Below are 24,181 nucleotides of genomic sequence, written 5' to 3'. Positions count from 1 at the left end.
AATAGTTAACATTTCTCTGCATAAAATTATTGTGCGTATCGCCGGCTGGCGGGAAAATAGCAAAAAAATGCAGGGCAGGTTTTCAGCCCCTGCAATCAAAGAATGAGTTTACCCAAAATAATTGAAGTTGCATCAAGGCGGCAAGGCCGTAAATCCCTGGGAGCTTAGTAAACTAAGTGACTGGGGTGCGCGGACGCAGCCAACACAGATGCAGCTTCAAGTATGAAGGGAAAAAGGGATCTACGCAGCGCATCAGGCTGCGTCGGCAGTGTGCTAATGAGGTTGTTATGTTATTAATTTTGCGTGCCATTCTTGCCACTCTGTATTGTATTTTGGTGTGCATCTTCGGTTCTATTTATTGTTTGTTCAGCCCGCGTGATCCCCGCCATGTGGCGACCTTCGGTCACCTGTTTGGCCGCCTGTCCGGGTTATTCGGTTTGAAGGTGGAAGTTCGCGTGCCGGCCGATGCGGCCAAAAACGGCAACTGCATTTACATCGCCAACCACCAGAATAACTACGACATGGTGACGGCCGCCAAGGCGGTGCAGCCGCGCACCGTGACCGTGGGTAAAAAAAGCCTGCTGTGGGTTCCTTTCTTCGGCCCATTGTATTGGCTGACGGGTAACTTGCTGATTGACCGTGATAATCGTGCCAAAGCACATGGCACCATTGCACAGGTAGCCGAACAGTTTAAAAAACGCGATATTTCGATCTGGATGTTTCCAGAGGGCACCCGTAGCCGCGGGCGCGGGCTGATGCCGTTTAAAACGGGCGCATTCCACGCGGCGATTGCCGCTGGGGTGCCAATTGTGCCGATTTGCGTTTCCACGACCAGCGGTAAAATTAATCTTAACCGTTGGAATAATGGCCATGCGATCGTCGAAATGTTAGAACCGGTCGATATTAGTCATTACAGTAAAGAAAATGTGCGTGAGTTGGCGGCCCATTGCCATGCGCTGATGCTGGCGAAAATTGCCGAGCTGGATGCAGAAGTGGCCCAGCGCAACGCAGCCGGAAAATAATATTCCTACCGGCTTCAAAGAATGAACTTTTAAACGGCGTCAAATGCCGTTAACGCCCGGGCTCCTGCTAATCTGATGGTCAGGGGCCCGGTCTTTGCACACGGTTTATACCCGTTATAGTAAACGTTGCATCTGTGTTGGCGACGCGCGCTTACCTCAGCCACTGACTTGCGTAGGCTCTTGGGGATTCTCGCTCTTACTGCCTTGATGGAACGCCGAGTATTTTGGGTGTAGTTATTGTTTTTCATGGAGAAAATATGTCACTCAGTCGACGTCAGTTTATTCAGGCATCGGGCTTGGCGCTGTGCGCAGGATCCGTGCCGCTGAGGGCTGAGGCGAGCGGAATGCAGACCCCGTTACCTATTCCCCCCCTGCTTGAATCCCGTCGTGGACAGCCGCTGTTTTTAACGCTGCAGCGTGCCCATTGGGCATTTATGGATAACCGTAAAGCCTCGGTGTGGGGGATTAACGGCATGTATCTTGGGCCGACAGTGCGGGTTTATAACGGTGATGACGTAAAGCTGATCTACAGCAACCGTCTGCCAGAGCCGGTGGCGATGACCATCAGCGGTCTGCAGGTACCGGGGACGCTGGTGGGCGGCGCCCCCCGCATGATGTCGCCTAACGTTGACTGGTCACCTGTGCTGCCTATCCGCCAGAACGCAACCACCTGCTGGTATCACGCCAGCACGCCTAACCGTATGGCACCTCACGTCTACAACGGTTTGGCAGGGCTGTGGCTGATTGAAGATGAAGTCAGCAAGGCGCTGCCGCTGCCAAATCATTATGGTGTTGATGATTTCCCGCTGATTATTCAAGACAAGCGATTAGATAACTTCGGTACGCCGGAATACGATCCGCCGTCACAGGGCGGTTTTGTTGGCGATACGCTGTTGGTTAACGGTGTGCAAAACCCGTACGTTGAAGTATCACGTGGTTGGGTGCGTTTGCGTCTGCTCAATGCCTCCAATTCGCGTCGCTACATGCTGCAATTGAGTGATGGCCGGCCACTTAACGTTATCGCCAGCGATCAGGGTTTCCTGCCTGCGCCGGTTGCGGTACAACAGCTTTCGTTGGCACCCGGTGAGCGCCGTGAAGTGCTTATCGACATGTCTAAAGGCGATGAAGTGACAATCACCGCCGGTGAAGCAGCGGGTATTATGGATCGTCTGCGCGGGCTGTTTGAGCCGTCGAGTATTCTGGTTTCAACCCAGGTGTTGACGTTGAAACCGACAGGGCTATTGCCACTGGTGACCGATAATTTGCCAATGCGCCTGCTGGCGGATCAACTGCTGGATGGTAGCGTCAGCCGTACCCGCGAATTCCGTTTGGGCGACAGCCAGGCTGGGATCAACGGGGCGATCTGGGACATGAACCGCATTGATGTTCAAACGCAACAAGGCAGCTGGGAACGCTGGAATATCCATGCGGATACGCCGCAGGCGTTCCATATTCAGGGCGTACAGTTCCTGGTGAAACGCGTCAACGGCGCGCAGCCGATGGCAGAAGATCGCGGCTGGAAGGACACGGTATGGGTCGATGGCGACGTCGAGCTGCTGGTGTATTTCAATCAGTCCACTTCGGAGCACTTCCCGTTCCTTTTCTACAGCCAGACGCTTGAAATGGCGGATCGCGGTAGCGCAGGTCAGTTTATGGTGCAGCCGGCACTTTAAGCATGTTGTGTGGACTCCTCTTGCGTACCCGCACGCAGCATGTCCAGAAATGCCTGTACGACCGGCGTTGCGCTGTCTGCATGATAAATGGCATACAAATCTGCCGATGGCGCCTGCTGTAGCGGGCAAAAACGCACGCCAGGCCACGGAATGCGCCCATAGCTGTCCGGCAGCAGTGTGATGCCGTAACCTTCGGCCACTAGCGCCATCAGGGTTTGCGGTTCGTTGACCTGATAGGCGATATCGGGTTTAAACCCTTGCTGCAGGCAGAGGTTATGCAGGTACAAGCCCAGGCTGGCCTCGTGTGGCGGCAATACCATGAACTTTTCATGCCTCAGCGCCGAGAGCGGGAGGCTTTCTGCGTGCGCCAGTGGGTGTTCCAGTGGCAGCACCACCGCAATATTCTCCCGCGCCAGTAATTGACTCGCCAACCCCGGTAATACTTGTTCTCTGGCTTCCCGCCAGACGCCAATATCGATATGACGCTTTTGCAGTGCCGTGATCTGTTGGCTGGGCGTCAGTTCGTTTAAAGCCCAGGTGATATTGGCCGTTTGCCCGGCAAAGCGCTTGAGTGCTGGTATCAATCCACCCCATATCGAGGTACCGACCATGCCAACGACCATGTGGCCCGCCTCACCGCGGCCCAATTGCTGAACCTGATTCAGCGCATGCCCGGCTTGATCCAACAACATTTCCACGTTGCGAAACAGCGTTCGGCCAGCCAGTGTCAGCGCCATTGAGCGTGTGGTGCGTTTGAATAATGCGACGCCCAGCTGGCTCTCCAGATCTTTGATGTGTTTGCTAAGCGGCGGCTGCGAAATATTTAGCCGGAGTGCCGCCTGAGTGAAGTTCATCTCCTCTGCCACGACGCGGAAATAGTGCAGCAGGCGGAAATTAATCCGGCTCGGATCGGGCATTTGCTGGGGCTGCTTCATGCTGATGATGGCCTCCTGAGACTGACAATTTATAGGTAAATGGAATAAATAGGCTGCCAATAATGTATTGGTCGCCGTTGGACATCGCTCTCTACTATGGGGTGACTTCCCCCCTCACAGAAGAGAATACAATGTTTAATCAAGAAGATGCTTTTTCCTGTGCTGATGTAATCCGCACCCGCTTGCCGGGTTTCCAACCGCGAGCGGCGCTGATACTGGGCTCGGGGCTGGGTGCGTTGGCAGAGGTCATGACCGACACGGTGACCATCGACTACGCTGAGCTGCCGGGGTTCCCGGTAAGCAGTGTAGTGGGCCATGCTGGGCAACTGGTTGCCGGTTGGCTGGAGGGCGTACCAGTCTTGTGCATGAAAGGGCGCGGACACTACTACGAAGGCCGCGGCATGCAGGTCATGACCACTGCCGTGCGCACTTTCAAATTGCTCGGTTGCGAATTCTTGCTGGCGACCAACGCCGCCGGTTCGTTGCGTCAATCGGTACCGCCGGGCAGCCTGGTGGCGCTTACCGATCACATCAACTTCATGCCTGAATCGCCATTGGTCGGTGACAACGATGAGCGTTTCGGCCCGCGCTTCTTTAGCCTGGCGAACGCTTACGATCCCGAACTGCGCAGCCAACTGGCTCAGGTGGCTGCACGCGTGGGTATCCCGCTGGCAGAAGGGGTCTTTGCCGCTTACACCGGGCCTAACTTCGAAACCCCAGCGGAAATCCGCATGATGCAAACGCTGGGGTGTGATGTGGTGGGTATGTCTATCGTGCCGGAAGTGCTTTCTGCACGCCATTGCGGGCTGAAGGTGTTGGTAGTGTCCGCGATGACCAACTACGCCGAAGGGTTGTCCGATACGCCGTTGTCTCATGAGCAAACCCTGAGCTGCGCTGCACTGGCGGCAGAGGATTTTATGCGCCTGATCCGTGAGTTCTTCAAAACGCTGTAATGCTCTAGTCCCTTCGCGGCAGGGCACAGGGGCCTTGCCGTGCAAATCATCGTTTTAATCAAAATAATAAGGTGATGGTGATGGCTATAAAAACGCGACTGAAGGTGATGGTTTTTCTGCAGTTCTTTATTTGGGGAGCCTGGCTGGTCACGCTGGGATCTTACATGATTAACACCCTGCATTTCAGTGGGCTGCAGGTGGGCATGGTTTACAGCGCGAAGGGGATCGCAGCGCTGATTATGCCAGGATTGGCGGGCATCCTGGCCGATCGTTGGATCAAAGCCAACTACCTGTATGCGTTGTGCCATTTGCTCGGTGCAGGAGCACTTTACTGCGCGGCGCAGGTTGATCAGCCCATGGTGATGTTCTGGGTCATGCTGTTCAATGCCATGGTGTATATGCCCACGATTTCGCTTTCCAATGCCATCTCCTACTTCTGTCTGGAGAAACAGGGTTACGACACGGTGAAAGATTTTCCGCCGGTACGGGTCTATGGCACCGTCGGTTTTATTGTCGCGATGTGGTTGGTCGGTTTTAGCAAGATTGAACTCAGCAATATGCAACTGTATTTGGCCTCTGGGGTATCGCTACTGTTGGCTTTCTATTCGCTGACGTTACCGAACTGTCCGACCAGCAGGGTGGAAACATCAAAAAGTGTGCTCAGCGTGTTGGGGCTGGACGCCCTGGTGCTATTCCGTCAGCGACGCATGGCGTTATTTTTCCTGTTTGCCATGCTGCTGGGCGCTGCGCTGCAGGTGACTAACACCTTCGGTAATCCCTTCCTGCACGATTTTGCGAGCAATCCGCTGTATCAAGACAGCATAAGCGTCAGATACCCGGCGGTGCTGTTGTCGTTGTCACAAATCTCCGAGGTGTTCTTTATCCTCACGATCCCGTTCTTCCTGCGCCGATACGGCATTAAACAGGTGATGCTGATCAGTATGGCGGCCTGGACGCTGCGCTTCTTGTTTTTGGCGTATGGCACCCCAGCCGGTTTCGGTTTTGTCTTACTGCTGCTGTCGATGATCGTGTACGGCTGTGCCTTTGATTTCTTTAATATTTCGGGGGCTATTTTTGTTGAGAAAGAGGCGGACCATCGTATCCGCGCCAGTGCTCAGGGGCTGTTTATGACCATGGTTAACGGGATCGGGGCTTATGTGGGGGCGATTGCCAGCGGCGAAGTCGTGGATTACTTCACTAGCAACGGCATAAAAGATTGGCAGAGTATCTGGTTGATCTTCGCGTTGTATACGTTGGTCTTGGGCATCGTTTTTGCGCTGACCTTTAATTATCAGCATCGGCCCGAGGAGCATGCGGGGCCAGTACAACGGGCACATTAAAAATGAAACGGGCGCCTGGATGCGCCCATTTTGATTCAAACGTGAGGAAAGCATTGTTGCCTGCTCGGTACCTCGACAGAGCCCGGATTTGCTCCCCATTCAGCAGCGACACGGTTGGCCAGATCGACGGCCTGTGGCACGGACCAACCGGCCGACAGCCCAGCCAACAGACCGACGCAGCGAGCGTCGCTTGGGCTGGCGTCTTCAACCGAACCGCCGGCAATTTGCAGCGCTTGGGCGTCGCCATCACAAAGCCAGATACCATCGCGGTCCAATTGGCAAATCAGCGTCAGGTTATGAGCGCTGGCGAACCCTCGGGCAGCGGCAAGTACATCACCTGTACCGCACAATGTGGTCGTTTCGCTACGGTTCAACATCAGCAGGCTGTCGCTGTCGCTGAGCATGGCGAAGAAATCTTCATCGAGTTGGCCGACATAGGAACCCGGAACGATAAGACGGCGCTGGTCGAAGGGGAGGCGCGTCAGCCAATCGCGCAATGCTTCACCGTTGTCCCCAACCAATTGCTCACCGCTGATGTAGATCAGGGTGTCTTCAGTCAACGGGAGGGTGGACAGCTGGGCTTTATTCCACTGGGTTTCGCAGCCGGGCTCGATAACAAGAACCGACTCTCCGTTGGACGACGCCTGTATCAGGCACTGGCCATTGTCCATTTGGCCGTGGCGCAGCAGCACCGGCAGGCCCATCTGCTCCATTTCTGCTTCAATCGCGGCCCCCCAGTCACCGTTGCCGACTGGCATGCCGTTGATCACCGGCACCTGCAAATGCACCAGTGCTCGCGCAATGTTAAACGCACTGCCGCCAATCTTCCGTTCCTGCGTGAGCGTCACTTCACCGATCGCACTGCCCAGAACCAGGACCGGCTTTACTGCTAAAAACTCATTCATTCATGTCCTCCGCTGCCGACCGGTGGGCCGAACAGAATGCGCTATGATGACGGCGCAGGCGTGCAGAGTCGAGAGGCAAGCCCGTTGTGATGTGACTAATGTGTGAAATAACCATGCTCTTTTTGCTACTAGTGCGTATAATCGCCGCCCGGCGATTAATTAACCTGTAAAAGAGCACGAGAATGAGCACCACCAGCCTAATCCAACCCGATCGTGAATTATTTTCCTATAAGCCTTATTGGGCCGAATGTTATGGCACTGCGCCATTTTTACCCATGTCGCGCGAAGAGATGGATCAACTGGGCTGGGATAGCTGTGACGTGATCATTATCAGCGGTGATGCTTATGTCGATCACCCAAGCTTTGGTATGGCAATCATCGGCCGCATGCTGGAAGCGCAGGGCTTCCGCGTTGGCATCATTGCCCAGCCGGACTGGAGCAATAAAGAAGACTTTATGCGCCTGGGTAAACCGAACCTGTTCTTCGGCATCACTGCCGGTAACATGGATTCGATGATCAACCGTTATACCGCCGACCGTAAACTGCGCCACGATGATGCCTATACCGCCGGCAACGTGGGCGGTAAACGCCCGGATCGTGCGACGCTGGTTTACAGTCAACGCTGCAAAGAAGCTTATAAAGACGTGCCGATCGTGCTGGGCGGCATCGAAGCCAGCCTGCGTCGCATCGCTCACTACGATTACTGGTCGGATACCGTGCGTCGTTCGGTGCTGGTTGACTCTAAAGCTGACATGCTGATTTACGGTAACGGCGAGCGCCCGTTAGTGGAAGTGGCACACCGTCTGGCTGCGGGCGAGAAAATCAGCGAGATCCACGATATCCGCAATACGGCGGTGATGCGCAAAGGTGCGTTGCCGGGTTGGACCGGTGTGGACTCTACCCGTTTGGACAAGCCGGGCCGCATTGAGCCAATTCCAAATCCTTACGGTGACGATCTGCCGTGCGCAGACGGTGGCAAGCCGGAGCCGGAAGCCAAGCCGGTGACCGTACGCGCAGCCAAACCCAAGCCGTGGGAAAAAACCTATGTGTTGCTGCCGTCCTTTGAAAAAGTGAAGGCCGACAAGGTGCTGTATGCGCACACTTCGCGTATTCTGCATCACGAAACCAACCCGGGCTGTGCGCGTGCACTGATGCAGTCACATGGCGATCGCTACGTGTGGATTAACCCACCGGCGATCCCGTTGACTACGCCGGAAATGGACAGCGTATTTGCCCTGCCGTACCAGCGTATTCCGCATCCGTCCTATGGCAAGGAAACCATTCCAGCCTATGACATGATCCGCTTCTCGGTAAATATCATGCGTGGCTGCTACGGCGGTTGTTCATTCTGTTCGATCACCGAACATGAAGGGCGCATCATCCAGAGCCGTTCAGAAGACTCCATTATTCGTGAAATCGAAGAAATTCGTGACAAAGTGCCGGGCTTTACTGGCGTAATCTCCGATTTGGGTGGTCCGACGGCAAACATGTACATGCTGCGCTGCACCAATCCGCGCGCTGAGCAGACCTGCCGCCGCGCCTCGTGTGTGTATCCAGAGATTTGTACCTACATGGACACCAATCACGAGCCAACCATCAAGCTGTACCGCCGTGCACGCTCACTGGAGGGCATCAAGAAGATCTTGATTGCCTCTGGCGTACGTTATGACCTGGCTGTGGAAGACCCACGTTATATCAAAGAGCTGGCGACCCACCACGTGGGGGGGTACCTGAAGATTGCCCCGGAACACACCGAGGAAGGCCCGCTGTCGAAAATGATGAAGCCGGGCATGGGCAGCTACGATCGGTTTAAACAGCTGTTTGACCATTATTCTAAGCTGGCAGGCAAAGAACAGTACCTGATCCCGTATTTCATCTCCTCACATCCGGGCACCCGTGATGAGGACATGGTGAATTTGGCGCTGTGGCTGAAGAAAAACCGTTTCCGCCTTGATCAGGTGCAGAACTTCTATCCGTCACCGATGGCTAACTCCACCACCATGTATTACAGCGGCAAAAACCCATTGAGCCGCGTGGGTTATAAGAGTGAAGACGTCGTGATACCTAAGGGCGATCGTCAGCGTCGCTTGCACAAAGCGTTGTTGCGTTATCACGATCCAGCCAACTGGGCGATGATCCGCACCGCGCTGGAAGAGATGGGCATGAAGCACCTGATCGGCAGCCGTCGCGAGTGCCTGGTGCCGGCACCGACCATCGACGAACAGCGTGAAGCGAAGCGTCTGCAACGCCATACTCGTCCGGCGCTGACCAAGCATACTGATATTACCTGTCAGCGTACGCCGACCAATAAGCCACCGCGTAAGCCTATCCGTAATGGTAAGCCGTAACGGGTAGGTATTGGCTTCCGTCCCTGGGTTTAATGCCGATCAGTTAAAGCTGGTCGGCATTTTTTTATTCGGTTCCTGTTGGTTCAGTGCAGGTAGAATTGCCGTAAATACCCTCTATTTCTCTGTAGCCACAATGAACGGCAATTGGAGGGGCCGAAGGCGTGGCCCCTTTACCCCACCCACATTGGTAGCCACTGAGCATCCTGTGCCTCAGTTTGACGTTGCGCGATGAAATACAGTGGAAATGATGAGATGAGCACGCGGTTGGGCGCCCTGAAGACGTCGAACGCAAGCACAACGCATAGGCGAAACCGCCATGGACGCCTGTCATAGCCAGCCGTGATGCGGCGTGATGAAGTGAGAGCCGTTGGCGTAGCCAACCGTCTGAGCGGGGAAGAGCGCGGTTTGCAAGGGGCCGCGCTTACGGCCCCTTGCTCGGTCGAGGCGCAAGATCCTCATGGTGCTTTGCGCGTTTATCGACCGAAAAGAACGCTGAACTTGCTAAAAACACCTTAACCGATTGGCATTCACCCCAAGGTTTTCTCTTTACGTCTGAAAATCACAATTGATCGTAGGCGGCTTCCACTTTCATCAAATGGCGCGGTGCCTGCGGGGCTGGATGATACTTACGCACATGCCAGTTAAAGGCTTCTGGTGACAGATTATTAATCATCGAAATGGCTTGCTGACGGTTACTGGAGAACGTCCGTAACAGTGCGCCCGTGCCGTTGACGTAGGCGATAATGGTGGCATAACGCAGGGTGACGGGATTGTTGATGCCTTTAAGCTGCTGTTTTTGCAAGACGGCCAGATAGGCTGCTCCAAGATCGATGTTGGTATCAGGATCCAGCAAATCGTCGTCGTCCGGGCAACCGCGTTTACCTTTGTAGCGATAGGCATCGCACCCCGCGGTATCTGCTTTCAACTGCATTAAACCGATAGCATTGGATCGGCTGATTGCGGCTGGGTTAAAGCTGGATTCTACTTTGATCATTGCCGTGATCAGCTTCTTATCGACGTTGTATTTATCCGCAGCATCTTCGATCGCATCATCAAAAGCATGAGCATCGTAGCTGGTACGTGGCTTTTTGCTGGAACAACCGGCCAGGATCAGCATGACGCAAAGTATGCTCAGGCGTGACCACTGTGATAGGGAAGATTTCATTGTGCTCCGTGCGTTATCTATTTTTAACGGTATTGGGCCGGCGGACGGGGCCGGGTGCCGCCATCATAACGTCAGCTGCCGGAAAGATCTTTAGTAAAAAACAGGGGGATCGGGCGCTTTCGACAGGATGAATGAGGTATCGGCAGCAATTTTGGATCTCCTTCACAGAACCTGTTCAAACACTGTAACCGGTTACTGAAACCGGTTGCTGTTTTTTCATTTTTGAAACCATACTCATTCCTCAACTGAATCATTTGCACCTATTGACCCCAGGAGAACGGATGAAAAAAATATTCTTATGCTGCGCAGCCGGGATGTCGACCAGCATGGTGGTGAATAAAATGAAAAAGTCTGCCGAACAGCAGGGTATTGAGGTTGATATTATCGCCGTCGGTATAGATGAATTTGAAGCAACATTGGAAAATTACCAGTGCTGCCTGCTTGGTCCGCAGATTAAATATAAATTGGCCGACTTTAAAAAGATCGCCGACAGGGAAAATAAACCCATTGCGGTTATAAACAGCATGGATTACGGCATGATGCGTGGCGATAAAATCCTTGCCGAAGCGTTGGCGATGATTGAACCACGCTAATCCTACCGGGGCCGCCTGCCGCAGCGCGCTGCCGTAGGCTTTCTCGCCCTGTGACCATTGACTCAGAACGTCCCGAGGGTTGAACCATGAGTATCAGCCAGGCCGCATTCAATTTTATTGAAAACCGCATCAGCCCGATTGCCGGTAGATTATCGACTCAACGACATATTATGGCGATCCGCGACGGTTTTATTTCCGCCATGCCGTTTATGATCGTCGGCTCATTTTTACTGGTTTTCGCGTATCCGCCTTTTTCTGCTGACAGCAGTTGGGGAATAGCCCAATGGTGGTTGGGTACGGCAGAAAAACATCAGGTTGCCATTCTTACCCCGTTTAATATGACGATGGGGATCATGTCCATCTATATAACGGCTGCGATTGCTTACAATTTAGCGCAAAGTTATAAACTCGATCCCTTTATGGCGGCGATGCTGGCCCTGATGTCGTTTTTATTGGTCGCCGCGCCGCAAACCGAGAAGATGTTACCGACGGCGGCCTTGGGCGGCGTGGGGATCTTCACCGCCATTCTGGTGGCGATCTATACCACTGAGTTGATCCGTTTTCTCAAGGTGCGAAACATCGGTATCTCACTGCCGGAACAGGTGCCAGCCAAGATCAAGCAATCGTTCGATCTGCTGATTCCGATCCTGGCGGTGGTGATCACGCTGTATCCACTTAGTTTGCTGGTGCAGCACCAATTCAACCTGTTGTTGCCGCAGGCGATCATGGCGTTGTTCCAGCCACTGATTTCCGCCGCCGACTCATTGCCGGCGATCCTGCTGGCTGTGCTGATCGGCCACTTGCTGTGGTTTGCCGGCATACATGGTGCGGTGATCGTCTCTGGCATGCTGCAGGCGTTCTGGCTCACCAACCTGGGTATCAACCAGGACGCGTTGGCCGCCAGCCAGCCGATGCCACACATTTTTATGGAAGCCTTCTGGACCTTCTTTATCGTTATCGGCGGATCTGGCGCCACCTTCGGACTGGTGCTGCTTTATCTGCGCAGCCGGTCGGCGCATCTGCGTTCGATCGGCAAGCTGAGTCTGGTGCCCAGTTGCTTCAACATCAATGAACCGGTGATCTTCGGCACACCGATCGTCATGAATCCCACCTTCTTTATCCCATTTATCACCGCGCCGATCGTCAATTCGATCATCGCCTATGTGGCGGTGAAACTGGATCTGATCGGCAGAGTGATCTCGGTAGTACCCTGGACGGCACCCGCCCCGATTGGTGCGGCCTGGGCCACCGGTTGGGATTTCCGCGCGGCGCTGTTGGTGCTGCTGTTGGCTGCGGTATCAGCACTGATTTATTACCCGTTCTTCAAGGTCTATGAGCAACAGCTGTTGGACCAGGAAGTGAGCGAAGCGGATCAGATAGAACAGACGCAAGGAGTCACAGAATGATGGATATGGAAACGGCAGTCATGGAGTTGATCATCAACGCCGGTGAGGCGCGCAGCTGCGCCATGCAGGCGCTGTACGCTGCGCGTAAATACCAGTGGGATCAGGTAGACATTTTGCTGGCGGAATCGCAGTTGGCAGCCAAGCGTGCCCATGCCACTCAAACTGAATTGATTGGATTTGACGAGGGGGAAGGCAAGTTACCGGTCAACCTGATTATGGTGCATGCACAGGATCACATCATGAACGCCATGCTAGCGCGCGATCTGGTGGAGGAGCTGGTGAGAATTTACCGATTACTGGAACAGAACGGGGTGAAAAACCAATGAGCGTATTTCCGAAGGATTTTCTCTGGGGGGCCGCGACGGCATCATACCAAGTTGAGGGCGGTTTTGATGCTGACGGTAAAGGCCTGTCCAACTGGGATCTCTTCTCCCATCTGCCCGGCACCACTTATCAGGGTACCAACGGCGATGTCGCGGTCGATCACTACCATCGCTTCCGCGAAGATGTGGCGCTAATGGCCGAATTGGGTATGCAGACCTACCGATTTTCGATCTCCTGGCCACGGCTGTTGCCGCAGGGCCGGGGAGAAGTGAACGAAGCAGGGATCCAATTCTACAGCGACTTGATCGACGAATTGCTTAAGCACAATATCAAGCCGATGATCACCCTGTACCACTGGGATCTGCCGCAAGCGCTACAAGAATCTTTTGGCGGTTGGGAATCGCGAGAGATCGTCGATGCTTTCGATGAATATGCGCGTCTGTGCTATGCACGTTTTGGCGATCGGGTTGAGCTTTGGTCCACTTTTAATGAAACCATCGTGTTTATCGGTATGGGCTATATCACCGGGGCGCATCCGCCCAAGTTAACCGATCCTAAGAAGGGTATTCAGGCCTGCCACCATGTGTTTTTGGCGAATGCCCGTGCGGTGAAAAGCTTCCGGGAAATGCAGATCAAGGGGCAGATCGGCTTCGTCAACGTGTTGCAACCGAACGATCCGATCAGCGATTCACCGGAGGATCGACGCGCTTGCGAGATCGCTGAAGGGATCTTCACGCATTGGTTGTACGATCCGGTGCTAAAAGGGGAATACCCGGCTGAGCTCTTGGCGATGGCGCAGCAGGCCTTTGGCGTACCCTATTTTGCACCTGGCGATGAGGTACTGCTGAAGGAGAACATCGTAGATTTTATCGGCCTGAATTATTACAAGCGTGAAATGGTGGCGCATAACGACGACGTGGACGGCTATGCCATCAACACCAGTGGCCAAAAGGGCAGCGGGCGTGAATTGGGTTTCAAAGGGCTGTTCAAACTGGTACGCAATCCGAACGGTGTTTACACCGATTGGGACTGGGAAGTGTACCCACAGGGGCTAACCGATGCTATTGGGCGTATCGTCAAACGCTATGGCAACATCCCCATTTACATTACCGAGAACGGATTGGGCGCCAAAGATCCGATCGTCGAGGGAGAAGTGCGTGATCAACCACGGATTGACTACCTGCGCGATCATATTCAGGCGATCGGTGCGGCGATCGAACAGGGGGCTGATGTACGCGGCTACTACCCTTGGTCGTTTATCGATTTGCTCTCATGGCTTAACGGCTATCAGAAACAGTACGGCTTTGTGTATGTCGATCACGACAACAATCTGGCCCGCAAGAAAAAGCAGAGCTTTGGCTGGTATCAGCGGGTGATTGCCACCAACGGTGAGCAGCTGTAGCGGGGAATAAAGTGGCCCTCTCAGGCGGAGAGGGCCGAGTCAGATTACAGTGAGTCTGGATCCGGCCCGAGACGGTTGCCGATATCCAGCTTGGCGATTTCGCTCAGTTCGTCTTTATCCAGTTTGAAATCAAAGACCTCGAAGTTTTCACGAATGCGGGAAGGCGTGACCGATTTCGGGATCACGATCAGACCGCTGTCCAGATGCCAACGCACCACGATTTGCGCCGGTGTTTTCTCGTATTTTTCTGCCAGGTATTTAATGACGGGTTGATCGAATACCCCTTCACCACCCTGTGCCAGAGGGCTCCAGGATTCGGTAGCGATGTGATGCGTCGCATTCCAGGCACGCAATTGGCGTTGTTGCAGCAGTGGGTGAAGTTCGATCTGGTTAATCACCGGGGCGACATTGGTTTCATCCAGCAGGCGCTGGAGATGCGGGGTATGGAAATTACATACCCCGATACTTTTAACCAGCCCTTGTTCGCGCAGTTTGATCAGCCCGCGCCAGGCGTCCACGTATTGGTCTTGCTGGGGTTTCGGCCAGTGGATCAAATACAAGTCGACATAGTCCAACTTGAGCTTTTCCAGGCTGGTTTCCAGTGCGCCCTGTGGGTCGCCCTGATCGTCATTCCACAGTTTGGTGGTGACAAACAGTTCATCGCGGGGAATCGAGGAGGTTTGCAGCGCAGCGCCGACCCCTTCCTCGTTCTTGTAGATCGCAGCGGTATCGATCGAGCGATAGCCCACCTCCAGCGCTTTAAGCACCGCATTGGTGGTTTCTGAAATACTCGCCTGCCAAACGCCGAGACCCAACTGCGGCATCAGATTACCATCGTGGAGTTTGATGATGGGTTGTTGCGTTGTCATGCGTATCTCCTTGTCAACGGATTGCCCGGTGCTGCATGCACCAGGAACAGCGATACCCGTCATACTTCAAGCTGCAGCGGTGTTGGCTGCAAACGGTTACGTGGCCCATCCGTGGGCCACGCCCCTAAAGGGGCCGCTGCAAGCAGCGTTCAAATCTGCTCCCGGCAGATTTGTATCCCAAATCACTTATTTGAGTAAGCTCATCGGGATGCACGCTCTTGCCGCCCTCCTGCAACTCGAATTATTTAGGCTATATCAGTAGATTCTAGCTGGCAAACAGGGGTAGTGCTGAGTTCGCTAAGCAAATTTCAACGATATCGGAATCGTGCTTGGCACTGCGCCCGGCGAGCGTGATCGGTCGGGCGCAGGAGGGTCGTTGAAACTAAAGCCTAGCAGTAAATCGCGAGTTTGCGATTAACGCGCCGCTTCATAAATGCGTTGGCTCACTTCCAGGGTAATGTCCTGGTGTTCGCCGAGCGCGGTCATACCGTGCTGGTGCAGCTTATCGAGCAGCGCTGGGATTGAGCTGCCGTCGAGCTGGTAATCTGACATGCGGGTCGGCACGCCCATTTTTTCGAAGAAGGCGCGAGTGGCGGCAATAGCGCCGTCAATGCGGCTGTCTTCGCTACCGTCACGCAGACCCCAAACGCGATCGGCATACTGCAGCAGTTTTTCGCGTTTTTGTGCTTTTTTCTCGATCAACAACGCAGGCAGGACAATAGCCAGCGTTTGGGCATGATCCAGGCCGTGCATGGCGGTCAGTTCATGACCCAGCATATGGGTTGCCCAATCCTGCGGCACACCCGCGCCGATCAAACCGTTCAGCGCCATAGTGGCGCTCCACATCACGTTGGCGCGCACCGCATAGTTTTCCGGCTCAGCCAGCGCACGTGGGCCATCTTCCAGCAAGGTTAGCAGCAGGCCTTCGGCAAAGCGATCTTGCACCTTGGCGTCAACCGGATAGGTCAGGTACTGCTCGAGGGTGTGAACAAAGGCGTCGACCACACCGTTGGCGATTTGGCTCGGTGGCAGTGAATAGGTCACGACCGGATCCAGCACGGCGAACAAAGGCTGTACGTGTGGCGAGAAGAAATGCTGCTTATCACCACTGCTTTTACGGGTGATCACTGCGCCGCTGTTGGATTCAGAACCGGTGGCCGGCAATGTCAGTACGCAACCCATAGGCACTGCGTCTTTGATCTCGCTGCCGACGGTTTTCAGGATATGCCAGGCATCGTTATCTGCGGTGTAGCGGGCTGCAGCAGCGATAAACTTGGTGCCGTCCACGACGGAGCCGCCGCCAACAGCCAGCAGGAAGTCGATGTTTTCTGCACGCACGACCTCGACCGCTTTCATCAGCGTTTCGTAGGTTGGGTTAGGCTCAATGCCGGAAAATTCCAGGACATTGCGGCCCGCCAGCGCGGCATAGACCTGATCCAAGACACCGTTTTTTTTCACGCTGCCACCACCGTAGGTGATCAAAATGCGGGCGTCGGCAGGGATTTGTTGCGCCAGACCCGCGATTTGGTCTTGGCCGAACAGAATTTTGGTTGGGGTATGAAGAATAAAGTTTTGCATGGTTATTTCTCTTCTGCATAAGACAAGCGCCGGTGGCGCAAAATATCTGAGGGGTATTGTCAGTAACTTGGCCCCGCAGCACAATGCACATTCCTGCCCGAGTCTTGCCTATTTCTACAAAGCGTTGTAGAAAAATAGAGTTTTAAACTATTATTTATGCCGGATTATTCTTAGTGTAAGAGGGTGTTTCTGTGAGTGACATTGATGAGCTGCGCAGCCGCATGGCGCGCCAGGCAGCCTGTTTTGCCGAGAGTAACGGTTATACGCCCTCGCCAGTGCCACTGGTGAAAATCCTCTACGTCGACCGCCATTGCCCACGTCAACCGGTGATGTACGAACCCGGGGTAGTGATCATTTTCCAGGGTCACAAGGTGGGTTACTGCGGTAACCGGGTATTCCAATACGACCCGCGTAATTATCTGCTGATGACGGTGCCCTTGCCCTTCGAATGTGAAACCTTTGCCAGCCCAGAATTGCCACTGGTGGGGTTATCCGTGAATATCGATAGCCAGATGCTGCAGGATTTGCTGATCGACATCGGCGACGATGACTACCTGATGAAACCGCGCCGAGAAAGCAGTGGGGTGAACCTGGCTGAATTATCGGAAGAGCTATTGTGCGCCACCGAACGCTTGTTGGATGTGATGGCCAAACCGCTCGACGCGCGGGTGCTGGGGCCACAGATTGTACGTGAAATCCTGTATTACATATTGCGTGGTGCCTGTGGAGCGTCGCTGCAGGAGCTGGTTAATCGCCATACCCACTTTAGCCAAATCGCCAAGGCGCTGCGGCGCATTGAGAACCAATACGCGGACAGCCTCAACGTCGAACAGCTGGCGGGTGAGGTGAACATGAGCATTTCGGCGTTCCACCATAACTTCAAAGCGGTGACGAATACCTCGCCGTTGCAGTATGTGAAATCCTATCGGTTGCACAAAGCCCGTTTACTGATGGTGCATGATGGTTTAAAGGCCAGCACCGCGGCGATCCGCGTTGGCTATGAGAGCGCTTCGCAGTTTAGTCGCGAATTTAAACGCTTCTTCGGCGTGACGCCGAGCGACGAAGTGGCCCGGCTGCGCGACAACCCTCCACTGATGATGGAAGGGTAGATTGCAGGTTAATGCGGATTGAACTGTACGGGCGGCAACTGCCGCCCGTTAACGCATCAGGAAGAGGCTGCGCGTTTTTTGCGCCAGATAACCAACATGGCACCCAGCAGGCCAGCCAGCAACAGAACCAGCGGCAGGATCATCAGCCCTGTCATCACCTGGCTTTCGTAGCGTTTCACTAACGGGATCTGGCTGAAGGCGTAGCCGAGGCCAACTACGGCACCCACCCAAATTACGGCGCTCAACCAGTTAAAGAACTGAAAACGCGTGCTGTTCAGGCCAGAGATGCCGGCCATGGTGGGCAGCAAGGTACGGACAAAGCCCAGAAAACGGCCAATCACCAGTGCCATCAGGCCATGACGGTTAAACAGGTTGTGCGCCCGCTGGTGATATTGGGCGGGCAGCTGCAGCAACCAGCCTTTTACCAGTTTAGTGTGGCCCAGCCAACGGCCTTGCAGGTAGCTCAGCCAACAACCAAGGCTGGCGGCAAGGGTCAAAATGATCAGCGTAGGCACAAAGGCCATTACGCCTTTGGCGATCAATGCGCCAGATAGCAGCAATAAGCTGTCACCGGGTAAGAAGGAAGCTGGCAGTAATCCGTTTTCTAAGAATAGCGTGGTGAAAAGTACAGCATAAACCACCCAAATGACGCTTGGATCGGCAAGGGCTATGAAGTCCTGCTGCCAAAGCGCATGAACAATCTCTCGTAATACATCCATTATATATCCTGTTGCATGCCGGTTGCGCCTGGAGCTACGTACCCCAGGATGCGGTGTTGACCGTATCTGACAGTTACCCGCCTAGTGTACCGCTAATAGCTTAAGCACACATTAAACGAGGCGAATAAAATTACCGCTGTAACAGGCGATGTATCAGTGCGCGTTGGTAATACGCTCGAACCCGGCAGCGAGATCGGCGATCAGATCCTGCACGTTTTCCAGGCCAATATGCAGGCGTACCAGCGTGCCGGAGAAATCGACGCCGCCCGCCGGACGGATGGCTTCCAGTTCTTCCGGTTGGTTAGCCAGGATCAGTGATTCATAGCCACCCCAGGAATACGCCATGCTGAAGTGGTTGAAGTTATCCAGGTAATCGGCCAACTGCACGTCACTGAGACGCTGCTTCAGTACAAAAGAGAACAGGCCGTTGCAGCCGCTGAAGTCACGACGGTAAAACTCATGGCCTTTGCAACTGGGCAGCGCGGGGTGATTGACCACGGCCACCTCAGGCCTGTCGGCCAACCAGTTAGCGACCTCAATGCTGCTCTGTTGGTGTTGTTTGAGACGCACACCCAGCGTGCGCAGCCCGCGGCTGGCCATATACGCGGTATCGGCATCCACCATTTGGCCCATCAAATAAGAGTATTCACGCAACTGATCCCAACAGCGTGGGTTTGCTACGGCAGTGCCCAGCATGTAATCGGAATGACCAATAATGTATTTGGTGCCCGCCTGAATCGAAATATCGATGTCGAAATCCAGCGCCTTGAACAGTACGCCGGCTGCCCAGGTGTTATCGATCATGATCACCACGTCCGGCGCCACGGCACGAATAGCCTGCACCATCGCCGGGATATCCTGAACCTCCATGGTGATCGAACCCGGCGATTCAAGGAACACCACGCGCGTATTGGGCTGAATCAGCCCGGCGATATCGGCGCCTATTAATGGATCGAAATAGGTCGTCGTTACGTTCATACGGCTCAGGATATGGGTGCAAAAATCCTGCGTTGGTTCATAGACAGAACCGGTCATCAACAGGTGATCCCCAGCGCTGACGAAGGACAAGATGGCGTTGGAAACCGCCGCCGCACCGCAAGGGTAAAGCACACAACCCGCTCCGCCTTCCAGTTCGACCATCGCATCTTGCAACGCGAAATGGGTCAGGGTGCCGCGCCGGCCATAAAACAGCTCGCCATGAGCACGCTTGGCGGTGGCGTGTTTTTTGGCTGCGACGGAATCAAAGACCAGTGAAGAAGCGCGCTGGGTGACGGGATTGACGGAGCCCTGTGTATAGCGCTTGCTGCGCCCGGCGCCGATCAGGGTGGTTTCGATGTTCTTTGACGTCATGGGAGCGGGCTCACCTTATTGGGTCTTCACGGGCCATTTACGAGAGTCCTTACGGTAGCATGACATTTAATAGCCATCCAGACGTTTTAACTGCCAAATGCAGAAACGGATGCAATCCTCTGTCTGATGCTGTTCCTGGACGTCATCCTTCTGCAGGGCTGCAATGACCAAGCGGATTTATCGGTAAATTCGTGATGTGACGACAAAATGCGATAAAACGATGACGTTGTTGCAGCCCTGTGCCGTAAAAGTGACGAAAAACCTTATAAAAGGTGCTTATAGGGCCGAACAGGTCGCGAATGGGTTAGCGGGAGAGCGTTGCGGACGCCGTGGCGATAATTTTCCCGATTATTTGGTAAATAATAATGAGAACTACTATCAATCCCTGAGTGGTTTGATATGATCGCACGCTGAATTATTCCTCAATTTTGATTGGTAACGGGTGGAGGCACAGCGTGAAAACGGCTGGCAAGAATTTAAATCAAGGATCGTTCGGTCAGGGCCGGGCGCAATGGGGCCAGGCATTCGGCCGCGGTCTGATCGCTTCAATGGTATTAGTGGTGGGTCTGGCCGGTAGCGCTCAGGCAGCACCGGCGGCTAATCCAGCCGTTACCGAAAGCGTTACTCCGGCTGCGGCGCCTGCTGTTGCAGCCACGCCGGAAAATGTCACGCCGGTGAACCCACAACCGACCATCCAACCGCCAGAAACCCGCGGTATGGACCTGTCCGTTTGGGGCATGTACCAACATGCGGACATCGTGGTAAAAATCGTGATGATCGGTTTGGTGCTGGCATCTATTGTCACCTGGACCATCTTGTTCTCTAAAGGCAGCGAACTGTTCCGCGCCAAGCGCCGTCTGCGCCGTGAACAGTTGGCGTTAGCCAACGTCCGCTCGCTGGACGAAGCCTCTGAGCTGGCGCAAAGCTTCTCGGACGAGAGCATCAGTTCCGTATTGCTGAACGATGCACAGAACGAGCTGGAGCTGTCGGCGGCATCCAACGACAACAACGGCATCAAGGAACGTACCGGTTTCCGTCTGGAGCGCCGCGTAGCGGGCTACAGCCGTAATATGGGCCGTGGCAATGGCTTCCTGGCGACCATCGGTGCCATTTCGCCGTTTGTCGGTCTGTTCGGTACCGTTTGGGGCATCATGAACAGCTTTATCGGCATCGCTCACTCGCAGACCACCAACCTGGCAGTCGTTGCACCCGGCATCGCAGAAGCGCTGCTGGCCACCGCTCTGGGCTTGGTCGCCGCGATCCCGGCGGTAGTGATTTATAACATCTTTGCCCGCGTGATCAGTGGCCACCGTGCACAGGTTGGCGACGTAGCGGCGCAGGTTCTGCTGCTGCTGGGTCGCGATTTGGATCTGGCCGCTACGGCGGAAGCCAAACGTTCACAGCATTCACACCAACTGCGGGTGGGGTGAGTTATGGCGATGCGCTTAAATGAAGATTTGGACGACAGCGGCGAACTGCATGAAATCAACGTGACGCCGTTTATCGACGTTATGCTGGTGCTGTTGATCATCTTTATGGTGGCCGCGCCGCTGGCAACGGTAGATATCCGTGTCGATCTTCCGGCGTCCTCCGCCAAACCGCAGCCGCGCCCGGAAAAACCGGTGTTCCTGTCGGTGAAAGCGGACAAACAGCTCTATGTTGGCGAGCAAGCTGTCAGTGCAGAGCAACTGACGTCGGTGCTGGATCAACGGACGCAGGCGAACAAAGAGACCACTATCTTCTTCCAGGCGGATAAGAGCGTGGACTATGAAACGCTGATGAGCGTGATGGATACGCTGCGTAAAGCCGGTTACCTGAAAGTCGGGCTGGTGGGGATGGAAGGCGCCGCCAAATAACGGGCTGACATCACCAATGGATAGAAGGGCGCTCAGGCGCCCTTTTTTATTGCCTGAATTTTGTACAAAAGTTTGACGCGCCTTCAACACATGAAAATACTAATAGATAGTAATTAACACTACTTTCCGGGGTCGGCCATGCCAACAAGCATTGCTTTAAGCCCTCATTTTGAAAAGTTCGTTCATGAGCAAATTGACAGCGGGCGTTATGGCAACGTCAGCGAAGTGATTCGAGCAGGTCTACGCCTGCTCGAAGAGCATGAGCGGGCGATGAAAATTGAACAGTTGCGAGTCGCTATTGCGCAGGGAGTCGAAAGTGGTGAGGGAGTTCCGGCGGAGGAAGCATTTGCGCGTTTACGGACTAAATACCAACGGATGGTGGATAATGGAAGTGGCTAATGGGGCTAACAATATCGTCGGCGGCGATATGTGGCATTGAAAATATTGGCGACTCTATTGCGCAGGAAAATCCGGTGCGTGCTCTGAGTTTGTATAGCCAATGCCAGCGTATCGGCGAGTCGCCGGACACCTATCAAAAGCGCCCTGAGCTTGGCCGGAACGTCAGGATTAGCGCCTATGGCAAATACCTTATCGTTTTTACTGCGATGCAACATAATGTCAGGATCCAGCGAGTATTCCACGGTGCGAGGAATATTTTGCGTTTGCTGGCTTGTCGTTAGAACGTTAAGCGCTGGCTCATCTGCTCAGCCCCTAACGTTCAACATCCTTTAGCCGCGAGCGTGCGCCGCAGCGCGGGCGATTTGCTCATCGGTTGGGCGTACGCCGGTATAAAGCACAAACTGCTCGAGCGCCTGCAATGCAATCACTTCTGCCCCGGTAATCACGCGTTTACCGTGTTCACGCCCGTAACGAACCAACGGCGTTTCCGCGGGTAGCGCCACGACGTCGAAGACGATTTTCGCCGCATCGACAGTCGCTGGCGCGAAGGCCAGTTGCTCCGCTTCTACACCGCCGGCCATGCCGATTGGCGTTACGTTGATCACCATATCCACCTGTAACTCACCCACTTCTGCCAGCCACTGGTAGCCGTATGCGCTAGCCAGAGCCTGTCCAGCCTCCGGGTTGCGGGCGATGATATGGCCGTTTTTGAAACCGGCGTCACGCAGTGCTGCGGTGACCGCTTTCGCCATGCCGCCGCTGCCGCGCAGGGCAAAGGATGTTTCTGCCGGGATCTGATGTTGCGCCAACAGTTTGGCAATGGCGATATAGTCGGTGTTGTAAGCCCGCAGAAAACCGTTGTCATTGACAATAGTATTGACTGACTCAATCGCCGTGGCGGAAGCATCCAACGCGTCCAGGAAGGGAATACAGCTCTCTTTGAATGGCATCGATACCGCGCAGCCGCGAATACCCAATGCGCGAACGCCGCCCACCGCAGCCTGAATATCTTGGGTGGTAAACGCCTTGTAGATGAAGTTCAGATCCAGTTCCTGATACAGGTAATTGTGGAAACGAGTACCGAAGTTGCCTGGGCGGCCTGCCAGCGACATGCACAGCTGGGTATCTTTATTAATCTCACGGCTCATGTTGAGCTCCTTAACCGGGAAAAGGAAAAACCGGGTGCTGGTCGAGCAGTGCTTTAGAACCGGCATGCCGCCAGTGGATACTGCCCGGCAGGTATAGCGCATTCTGTTCTAATGGCCGCTCGTCAATCAGTGCGCTGACCATGTCGAAACTGTGTTGTGCCAGCGCGCGGCAGTCCTGCGCCACGGTGTCGATTTTCAGCGTTAGGCCGTCGAACAGATAGTGATCGTCGAAGCTGCACAGATGCAAATCGCTTTCCATCAACTGGTGCTGGTTCAGGTAACGTAATACCCCTTCCAGTAGGCCGCAGGCGGCGGTAAACAACGCTTTTGGCGGCCGGCCCAGCTGTGCGCACAGTTGAGCGAACATCTCGTAGCCGGAGCTGGGGTGATAATTGCCGTTGATGATCCATTCTGGTTTACAGACGACTCCGGCACGTTCAAGGCCGAGCTGAAAACCGGCCAGCCGGTCACGTGTTGGTGAGATGCGCGGTTGTCCGCCCAGGAAATAAAACTCGTCCGGGTGTTGGCGCGCCACGTTTTCAACCAGGGTGGCGGTCGATGTCAGCGAGTCAGTGATCACCAGCGGCAGGTCGGAGCCAGTAATCAGACGGTCCATCTGTACCACCGGCAGGCCAGCATTGATTTTTTGATACTCGGTATCGGTGAGCTGGCTGGAGGCGACAATCAGACCGTCGACCTGGCGCTGTACCAGGCTGTTCACCGCCATCATTTCTTGTGCCGGATTCTCATCGGTGCAGGCGATCAGCAACTGCAAACCGGCCTCGCGACACAGGGTTTCCAGCTCGCGTGAGATTACCGCAAAACCGTAGTTAGTCATTTCCGGCACCACCAGCCCCAACGTATGGCTACGCGTAGAACGCAGCGAACGGGCGTGGAAGCTGGGTTGGTAGTGGTGCTCGGCCGCGAGTGCCAAGATACGATCGCGGGTGTCATCAGACACCCGGTATTCCTTGCTGCGGCCGTTAAGCACCAGACTGGCGGTCGATTTAGACACGCCGGCCAGTGCGGCAACATCACTGATGGTTATGCGTTTATTTTTTTTCACTGACGGCATCTGAGTTCATCG

At 54.6% G+C, this 24,181-nt stretch carries 23 protein-coding genes; 14 read left to right on the top strand and 9 right to left on the bottom strand.

Going from position 1 to position 24,181, the window contains the following annotated elements; translation table 11 throughout:
- Nucleotides 1-287: 287 nt before the first annotated feature.
- Nucleotides 288-1,022: a 1-acylglycerol-3-phosphate O-acyltransferase gene (locus ACI2J2_RS16985; RefSeq protein ID WP_209637344.1), complete on the top strand. Its 735-nt coding sequence runs from the start codon at nucleotides 288-290 to the stop codon at nucleotides 1,020-1,022.
- Between the two features lie 257 nt (nucleotides 1,023-1,279).
- Complete coding sequence (gene ftsP / locus ACI2J2_RS16980) at nucleotides 1,280-2,695, top strand: cell division protein FtsP (protein ID WP_209637346.1); 1,416 nt, start codon at nucleotides 1,280-1,282, stop codon at nucleotides 2,693-2,695.
- On the opposite strand, the gene ACI2J2_RS16975 is transcribed toward ftsP, so the two are convergent.
- Nucleotides 2,692-3,630: a LysR family transcriptional regulator gene (locus ACI2J2_RS16975; protein WP_404760491.1), complete on the bottom strand. Its 939-nt coding sequence runs from the start codon at nucleotides 3,628-3,630 to the stop codon at nucleotides 2,692-2,694. The two genes, ftsP and ACI2J2_RS16975, sit on opposite strands and share 4 nt — an antisense overlap.
- Before the next feature lie 131 nt (nucleotides 3,631-3,761).
- On the opposite strand from ACI2J2_RS16975, the gene xapA reads away from it, so the two are divergent.
- The gene (gene xapA, locus ACI2J2_RS16970) at nucleotides 3,762-4,583 is read left to right on the top strand and encodes a xanthosine phosphorylase (protein WP_404760490.1); all 822 of its coding nucleotides are present in this window, start codon (nucleotides 3,762-3,764) and stop codon (nucleotides 4,581-4,583) included.
- 80 nt (nucleotides 4,584-4,663) lie between these two features.
- The gene (locus tag ACI2J2_RS16965; RefSeq protein WP_209637352.1) at nucleotides 4,664-5,923 is read left to right on the top strand and encodes a nucleoside permease; all 1,260 of its coding nucleotides are present in this window, start codon (nucleotides 4,664-4,666) and stop codon (nucleotides 5,921-5,923) included.
- A 35-nt stretch (nucleotides 5,924-5,958) separates the two neighbouring features.
- Here the strand turns inward: ACI2J2_RS16965 and ACI2J2_RS16960 are convergent, their stop codons facing one another.
- The gene (locus tag ACI2J2_RS16960) at nucleotides 5,959-6,828 is read right to left on the bottom strand and encodes a PfkB family carbohydrate kinase (protein ID WP_404760489.1); all 870 of its coding nucleotides are present in this window, start codon (nucleotides 6,826-6,828) and stop codon (nucleotides 5,959-5,961) included.
- 182 nt (nucleotides 6,829-7,010) lie between these two features.
- Between ACI2J2_RS16960 and ACI2J2_RS16955 the strand changes: the two genes are divergently transcribed.
- The gene (locus tag ACI2J2_RS16955) at nucleotides 7,011-9,176 is read left to right on the top strand and encodes a YgiQ family radical SAM protein (RefSeq protein ID WP_404760488.1); all 2,166 of its coding nucleotides are present in this window, start codon (nucleotides 7,011-7,013) and stop codon (nucleotides 9,174-9,176) included.
- Between the two features lie 559 nt (nucleotides 9,177-9,735).
- Here ACI2J2_RS16955 and ACI2J2_RS16950 read toward each other — a convergent pair.
- Entirely contained in the window at nucleotides 9,736-10,341 is a 606-nt protein-coding gene (locus ACI2J2_RS16950; protein WP_209637358.1) for a transglycosylase SLT domain-containing protein, read from the bottom strand.
- 281 nt (nucleotides 10,342-10,622) lie between these two features.
- Here ACI2J2_RS16950 and ACI2J2_RS16945 point away from each other — a divergent pair, with 281 nt between their 5' ends.
- The 4 genes from ACI2J2_RS16945 (at nucleotide 10,623) to ACI2J2_RS16930 (ending at nucleotide 14,066) form a co-directional block, all read left to right on the top strand.
- Nucleotides 10,623-10,934 carry a PTS sugar transporter subunit IIB gene (locus tag ACI2J2_RS16945; RefSeq protein WP_209637361.1) on the top strand — a complete coding sequence of 104 codons (312 nt, stop codon included), beginning with the start codon at nucleotides 10,623-10,625 and terminating at the stop codon, nucleotides 10,932-10,934.
- 86 nt (nucleotides 10,935-11,020) lie between these two features.
- The gene (locus ACI2J2_RS16940) at nucleotides 11,021-12,340 is read left to right on the top strand and encodes a PTS sugar transporter subunit IIC (RefSeq protein ID WP_404760487.1); all 1,320 of its coding nucleotides are present in this window, start codon (nucleotides 11,021-11,023) and stop codon (nucleotides 12,338-12,340) included.
- Nucleotides 12,337-12,666, top strand: a complete 330-nt coding sequence (locus ACI2J2_RS16935; protein WP_020828661.1) for a PTS lactose/cellobiose transporter subunit IIA — start codon at nucleotides 12,337-12,339, stop codon at nucleotides 12,664-12,666. The genes ACI2J2_RS16940 and ACI2J2_RS16935 overlap by 4 nt, the downstream gene beginning before the upstream one ends.
- A complete protein-coding gene (locus ACI2J2_RS16930; protein WP_209637364.1) occupies nucleotides 12,663-14,066 on the top strand; it encodes a GH1 family beta-glucosidase in 1,404 nt (467 codons plus the stop codon). Before ACI2J2_RS16935 ends, ACI2J2_RS16930 begins: the two co-directional genes overlap by 4 nt.
- Nucleotides 14,067-14,110: 44 nt before the next feature.
- Here ACI2J2_RS16930 and dkgA read toward each other — a convergent pair whose 3' ends face one another.
- Together dkgA and yqhD are read right to left on the bottom strand one after the other, a co-directional pair.
- Nucleotides 14,111-14,935, bottom strand: coding sequence for a 2,5-didehydrogluconate reductase DkgA (gene dkgA / locus ACI2J2_RS16925; protein WP_209637366.1), 825 nt, complete (start codon nucleotides 14,933-14,935; stop codon nucleotides 14,111-14,113).
- Between the two features lie 414 nt (nucleotides 14,936-15,349).
- The gene (gene yqhD / locus ACI2J2_RS16920) at nucleotides 15,350-16,513 is read right to left on the bottom strand and encodes an alcohol dehydrogenase (RefSeq protein WP_404760486.1); all 1,164 of its coding nucleotides are present in this window, start codon (nucleotides 16,511-16,513) and stop codon (nucleotides 15,350-15,352) included.
- Nucleotides 16,514-16,734: 221 nt separating this feature from the next.
- Between yqhD and ACI2J2_RS16915 the strand changes: the two genes are divergently transcribed.
- On the top strand, nucleotides 16,735-17,622 hold the full coding sequence (locus ACI2J2_RS16915) for an AraC family transcriptional regulator N-terminal domain-containing protein (protein ID WP_404760568.1): 888 nt from the start codon (nucleotides 16,735-16,737) through the stop codon (nucleotides 17,620-17,622).
- 56 nt (nucleotides 17,623-17,678) lie between these two features.
- Here ACI2J2_RS16915 and ACI2J2_RS16910 read toward each other — a convergent pair whose 3' ends face one another.
- Nucleotides 17,679-18,341: a DedA family protein gene (locus ACI2J2_RS16910; RefSeq protein WP_209637373.1), complete on the bottom strand. Its 663-nt coding sequence runs from the start codon at nucleotides 18,339-18,341 to the stop codon at nucleotides 17,679-17,681.
- 153 nt (nucleotides 18,342-18,494) lie between these two features.
- Nucleotides 18,495-19,691, bottom strand: coding sequence for a cystathionine beta-lyase (metC, locus tag ACI2J2_RS16905; RefSeq protein ID WP_209637375.1), 1,197 nt, complete (start codon nucleotides 19,689-19,691; stop codon nucleotides 18,495-18,497).
- A gap of 455 nt (nucleotides 19,692-20,146) precedes the next feature.
- Here metC and exbB point away from each other — a divergent pair, with 455 nt between their 5' ends.
- From exbB to ACI2J2_RS16885, 4 genes are all read left to right on the top strand, one after another.
- Nucleotides 20,147-21,121 (top strand): tol-pal system-associated acyl-CoA thioesterase, encoded by a 975-nt coding sequence (gene exbB / locus ACI2J2_RS16900; protein ID WP_209637377.1) that lies wholly within the window; start codon nucleotides 20,147-20,149, stop codon nucleotides 21,119-21,121.
- Nucleotides 21,122-21,124: 3 nt separating this feature from the next.
- Complete coding sequence (gene exbD / locus ACI2J2_RS16895) at nucleotides 21,125-21,547, top strand: TonB system transport protein ExbD (RefSeq protein WP_404760485.1); 423 nt, start codon at nucleotides 21,125-21,127, stop codon at nucleotides 21,545-21,547.
- A gap of 138 nt (nucleotides 21,548-21,685) precedes the next feature.
- Nucleotides 21,686-21,946: a type II toxin-antitoxin system ParD family antitoxin gene (locus tag ACI2J2_RS16890; protein WP_404760484.1), complete on the top strand. Its 261-nt coding sequence runs from the start codon at nucleotides 21,686-21,688 to the stop codon at nucleotides 21,944-21,946.
- The gene (locus ACI2J2_RS16885; protein ID WP_404760483.1) at nucleotides 21,946-22,227 is read left to right on the top strand and encodes a type II toxin-antitoxin system RelE/ParE family toxin; all 282 of its coding nucleotides are present in this window, start codon (nucleotides 21,946-21,948) and stop codon (nucleotides 22,225-22,227) included. The genes ACI2J2_RS16890 and ACI2J2_RS16885 overlap by 1 nt, the downstream gene beginning before the upstream one ends.
- Nucleotides 22,228-22,275: 48 nt before the next feature.
- On the opposite strand, the gene ACI2J2_RS16880 is transcribed toward ACI2J2_RS16885, so the two are convergent.
- Together ACI2J2_RS16880 and ACI2J2_RS16875 are read right to left on the bottom strand one after the other, a co-directional pair.
- Nucleotides 22,276-23,094 (bottom strand): shikimate 5-dehydrogenase, encoded by an 819-nt coding sequence (locus tag ACI2J2_RS16880; RefSeq protein WP_209637383.1) that lies wholly within the window; start codon nucleotides 23,092-23,094, stop codon nucleotides 22,276-22,278.
- Nucleotides 23,095-23,104: 10 nt separating this feature from the next.
- Nucleotides 23,105-24,169, bottom strand: a complete 1,065-nt coding sequence (locus ACI2J2_RS16875) for a LacI family DNA-binding transcriptional regulator (RefSeq protein WP_209637385.1) — start codon at nucleotides 24,167-24,169, stop codon at nucleotides 23,105-23,107.
- Nucleotides 24,170-24,181 lie beyond the last annotated feature (12 nt).

The sequence above is a fragment of the Serratia sp. NPDC087055 genome, from assembly GCF_044900985.1.
Lineage (GTDB): Bacteria > Pseudomonadota > Gammaproteobacteria > Enterobacterales > Enterobacteriaceae > Serratia.
The sequence above is the reverse complement of the archived record's forward strand: the minus strand, read 5'-3'. Positions and strand labels throughout refer to the sequence as shown.

What these genes read in the sequence shown, in the direction of transcription:
- ACI2J2_RS16985 (WP_209637344.1), top strand. Translation starts at nt 288, where the DNA reads ATGTTATTAATTTTGCGTGCCATTCTTGCCACTCTGTATTGTATTTTG.
- ftsP (WP_209637346.1), top strand. Translation starts at nt 1,280, where the DNA reads ATGTCACTCAGTCGACGTCAGTTTATTCAGGCATCGGGCTTGGCGCTG.
- ACI2J2_RS16975 (WP_404760491.1), bottom strand. Translation starts at nt 3,630, where the DNA reads ATGAAGCAGCCCCAGCAAATGCCCGATCCGAGCCGGATTAATTTCCGC.
- xapA (WP_404760490.1), top strand. Translation starts at nt 3,762, where the DNA reads ATGTTTAATCAAGAAGATGCTTTTTCCTGTGCTGATGTAATCCGCACC.
- ACI2J2_RS16965 (WP_209637352.1), top strand. Translation starts at nt 4,664, where the DNA reads ATGGCTATAAAAACGCGACTGAAGGTGATGGTTTTTCTGCAGTTCTTT.
- ACI2J2_RS16960 (WP_404760489.1), bottom strand. Translation starts at nt 6,828, where the DNA reads ATGAATGAGTTTTTAGCAGTAAAGCCGGTCCTGGTTCTGGGCAGTGCG.
- ACI2J2_RS16955 (WP_404760488.1), top strand. Translation starts at nt 7,011, where the DNA reads ATGAGCACCACCAGCCTAATCCAACCCGATCGTGAATTATTTTCCTAT.
- ACI2J2_RS16950 (WP_209637358.1), bottom strand. Translation starts at nt 10,341, where the DNA reads ATGAAATCTTCCCTATCACAGTGGTCACGCCTGAGCATACTTTGCGTC.
- ACI2J2_RS16945 (WP_209637361.1), top strand. Translation starts at nt 10,623, where the DNA reads ATGAAAAAAATATTCTTATGCTGCGCAGCCGGGATGTCGACCAGCATG.
- ACI2J2_RS16940 (WP_404760487.1), top strand. Translation starts at nt 11,021, where the DNA reads ATGAGTATCAGCCAGGCCGCATTCAATTTTATTGAAAACCGCATCAGC.
- ACI2J2_RS16935 (WP_020828661.1), top strand. Translation starts at nt 12,337, where the DNA reads ATGATGGATATGGAAACGGCAGTCATGGAGTTGATCATCAACGCCGGT.
- ACI2J2_RS16930 (WP_209637364.1), top strand. Translation starts at nt 12,663, where the DNA reads ATGAGCGTATTTCCGAAGGATTTTCTCTGGGGGGCCGCGACGGCATCA.
- dkgA (WP_209637366.1), bottom strand. Translation starts at nt 14,935, where the DNA reads ATGACAACGCAACAACCCATCATCAAACTCCACGATGGTAATCTGATG.
- yqhD (WP_404760486.1), bottom strand. Translation starts at nt 16,513, where the DNA reads ATGCAAAACTTTATTCTTCATACCCCAACCAAAATTCTGTTCGGCCAA.
- ACI2J2_RS16915 (WP_404760568.1), top strand. Translation starts at nt 16,735, where the DNA reads ATGGCGCGCCAGGCAGCCTGTTTTGCCGAGAGTAACGGTTATACGCCC.
- ACI2J2_RS16910 (WP_209637373.1), bottom strand. Translation starts at nt 18,341, where the DNA reads ATGGATGTATTACGAGAGATTGTTCATGCGCTTTGGCAGCAGGACTTC.
- metC (WP_209637375.1), bottom strand. Translation starts at nt 19,691, where the DNA reads ATGACGTCAAAGAACATCGAAACCACCCTGATCGGCGCCGGGCGCAGC.
- exbD (WP_404760485.1), top strand. Translation starts at nt 21,125, where the DNA reads ATGGCGATGCGCTTAAATGAAGATTTGGACGACAGCGGCGAACTGCAT.
- ACI2J2_RS16890 (WP_404760484.1), top strand. Translation starts at nt 21,686, where the DNA reads ATGCCAACAAGCATTGCTTTAAGCCCTCATTTTGAAAAGTTCGTTCAT.
- ACI2J2_RS16885 (WP_404760483.1), top strand. Translation starts at nt 21,946, where the DNA reads ATGGGGCTAACAATATCGTCGGCGGCGATATGTGGCATTGAAAATATT.
- ACI2J2_RS16880 (WP_209637383.1), bottom strand. Translation starts at nt 23,094, where the DNA reads ATGAGCCGTGAGATTAATAAAGATACCCAGCTGTGCATGTCGCTGGCA.
- ACI2J2_RS16875 (WP_209637385.1), bottom strand. Translation starts at nt 24,169, where the DNA reads ATGCCGTCAGTGAAAAAAAATAAACGCATAACCATCAGTGATGTTGCC.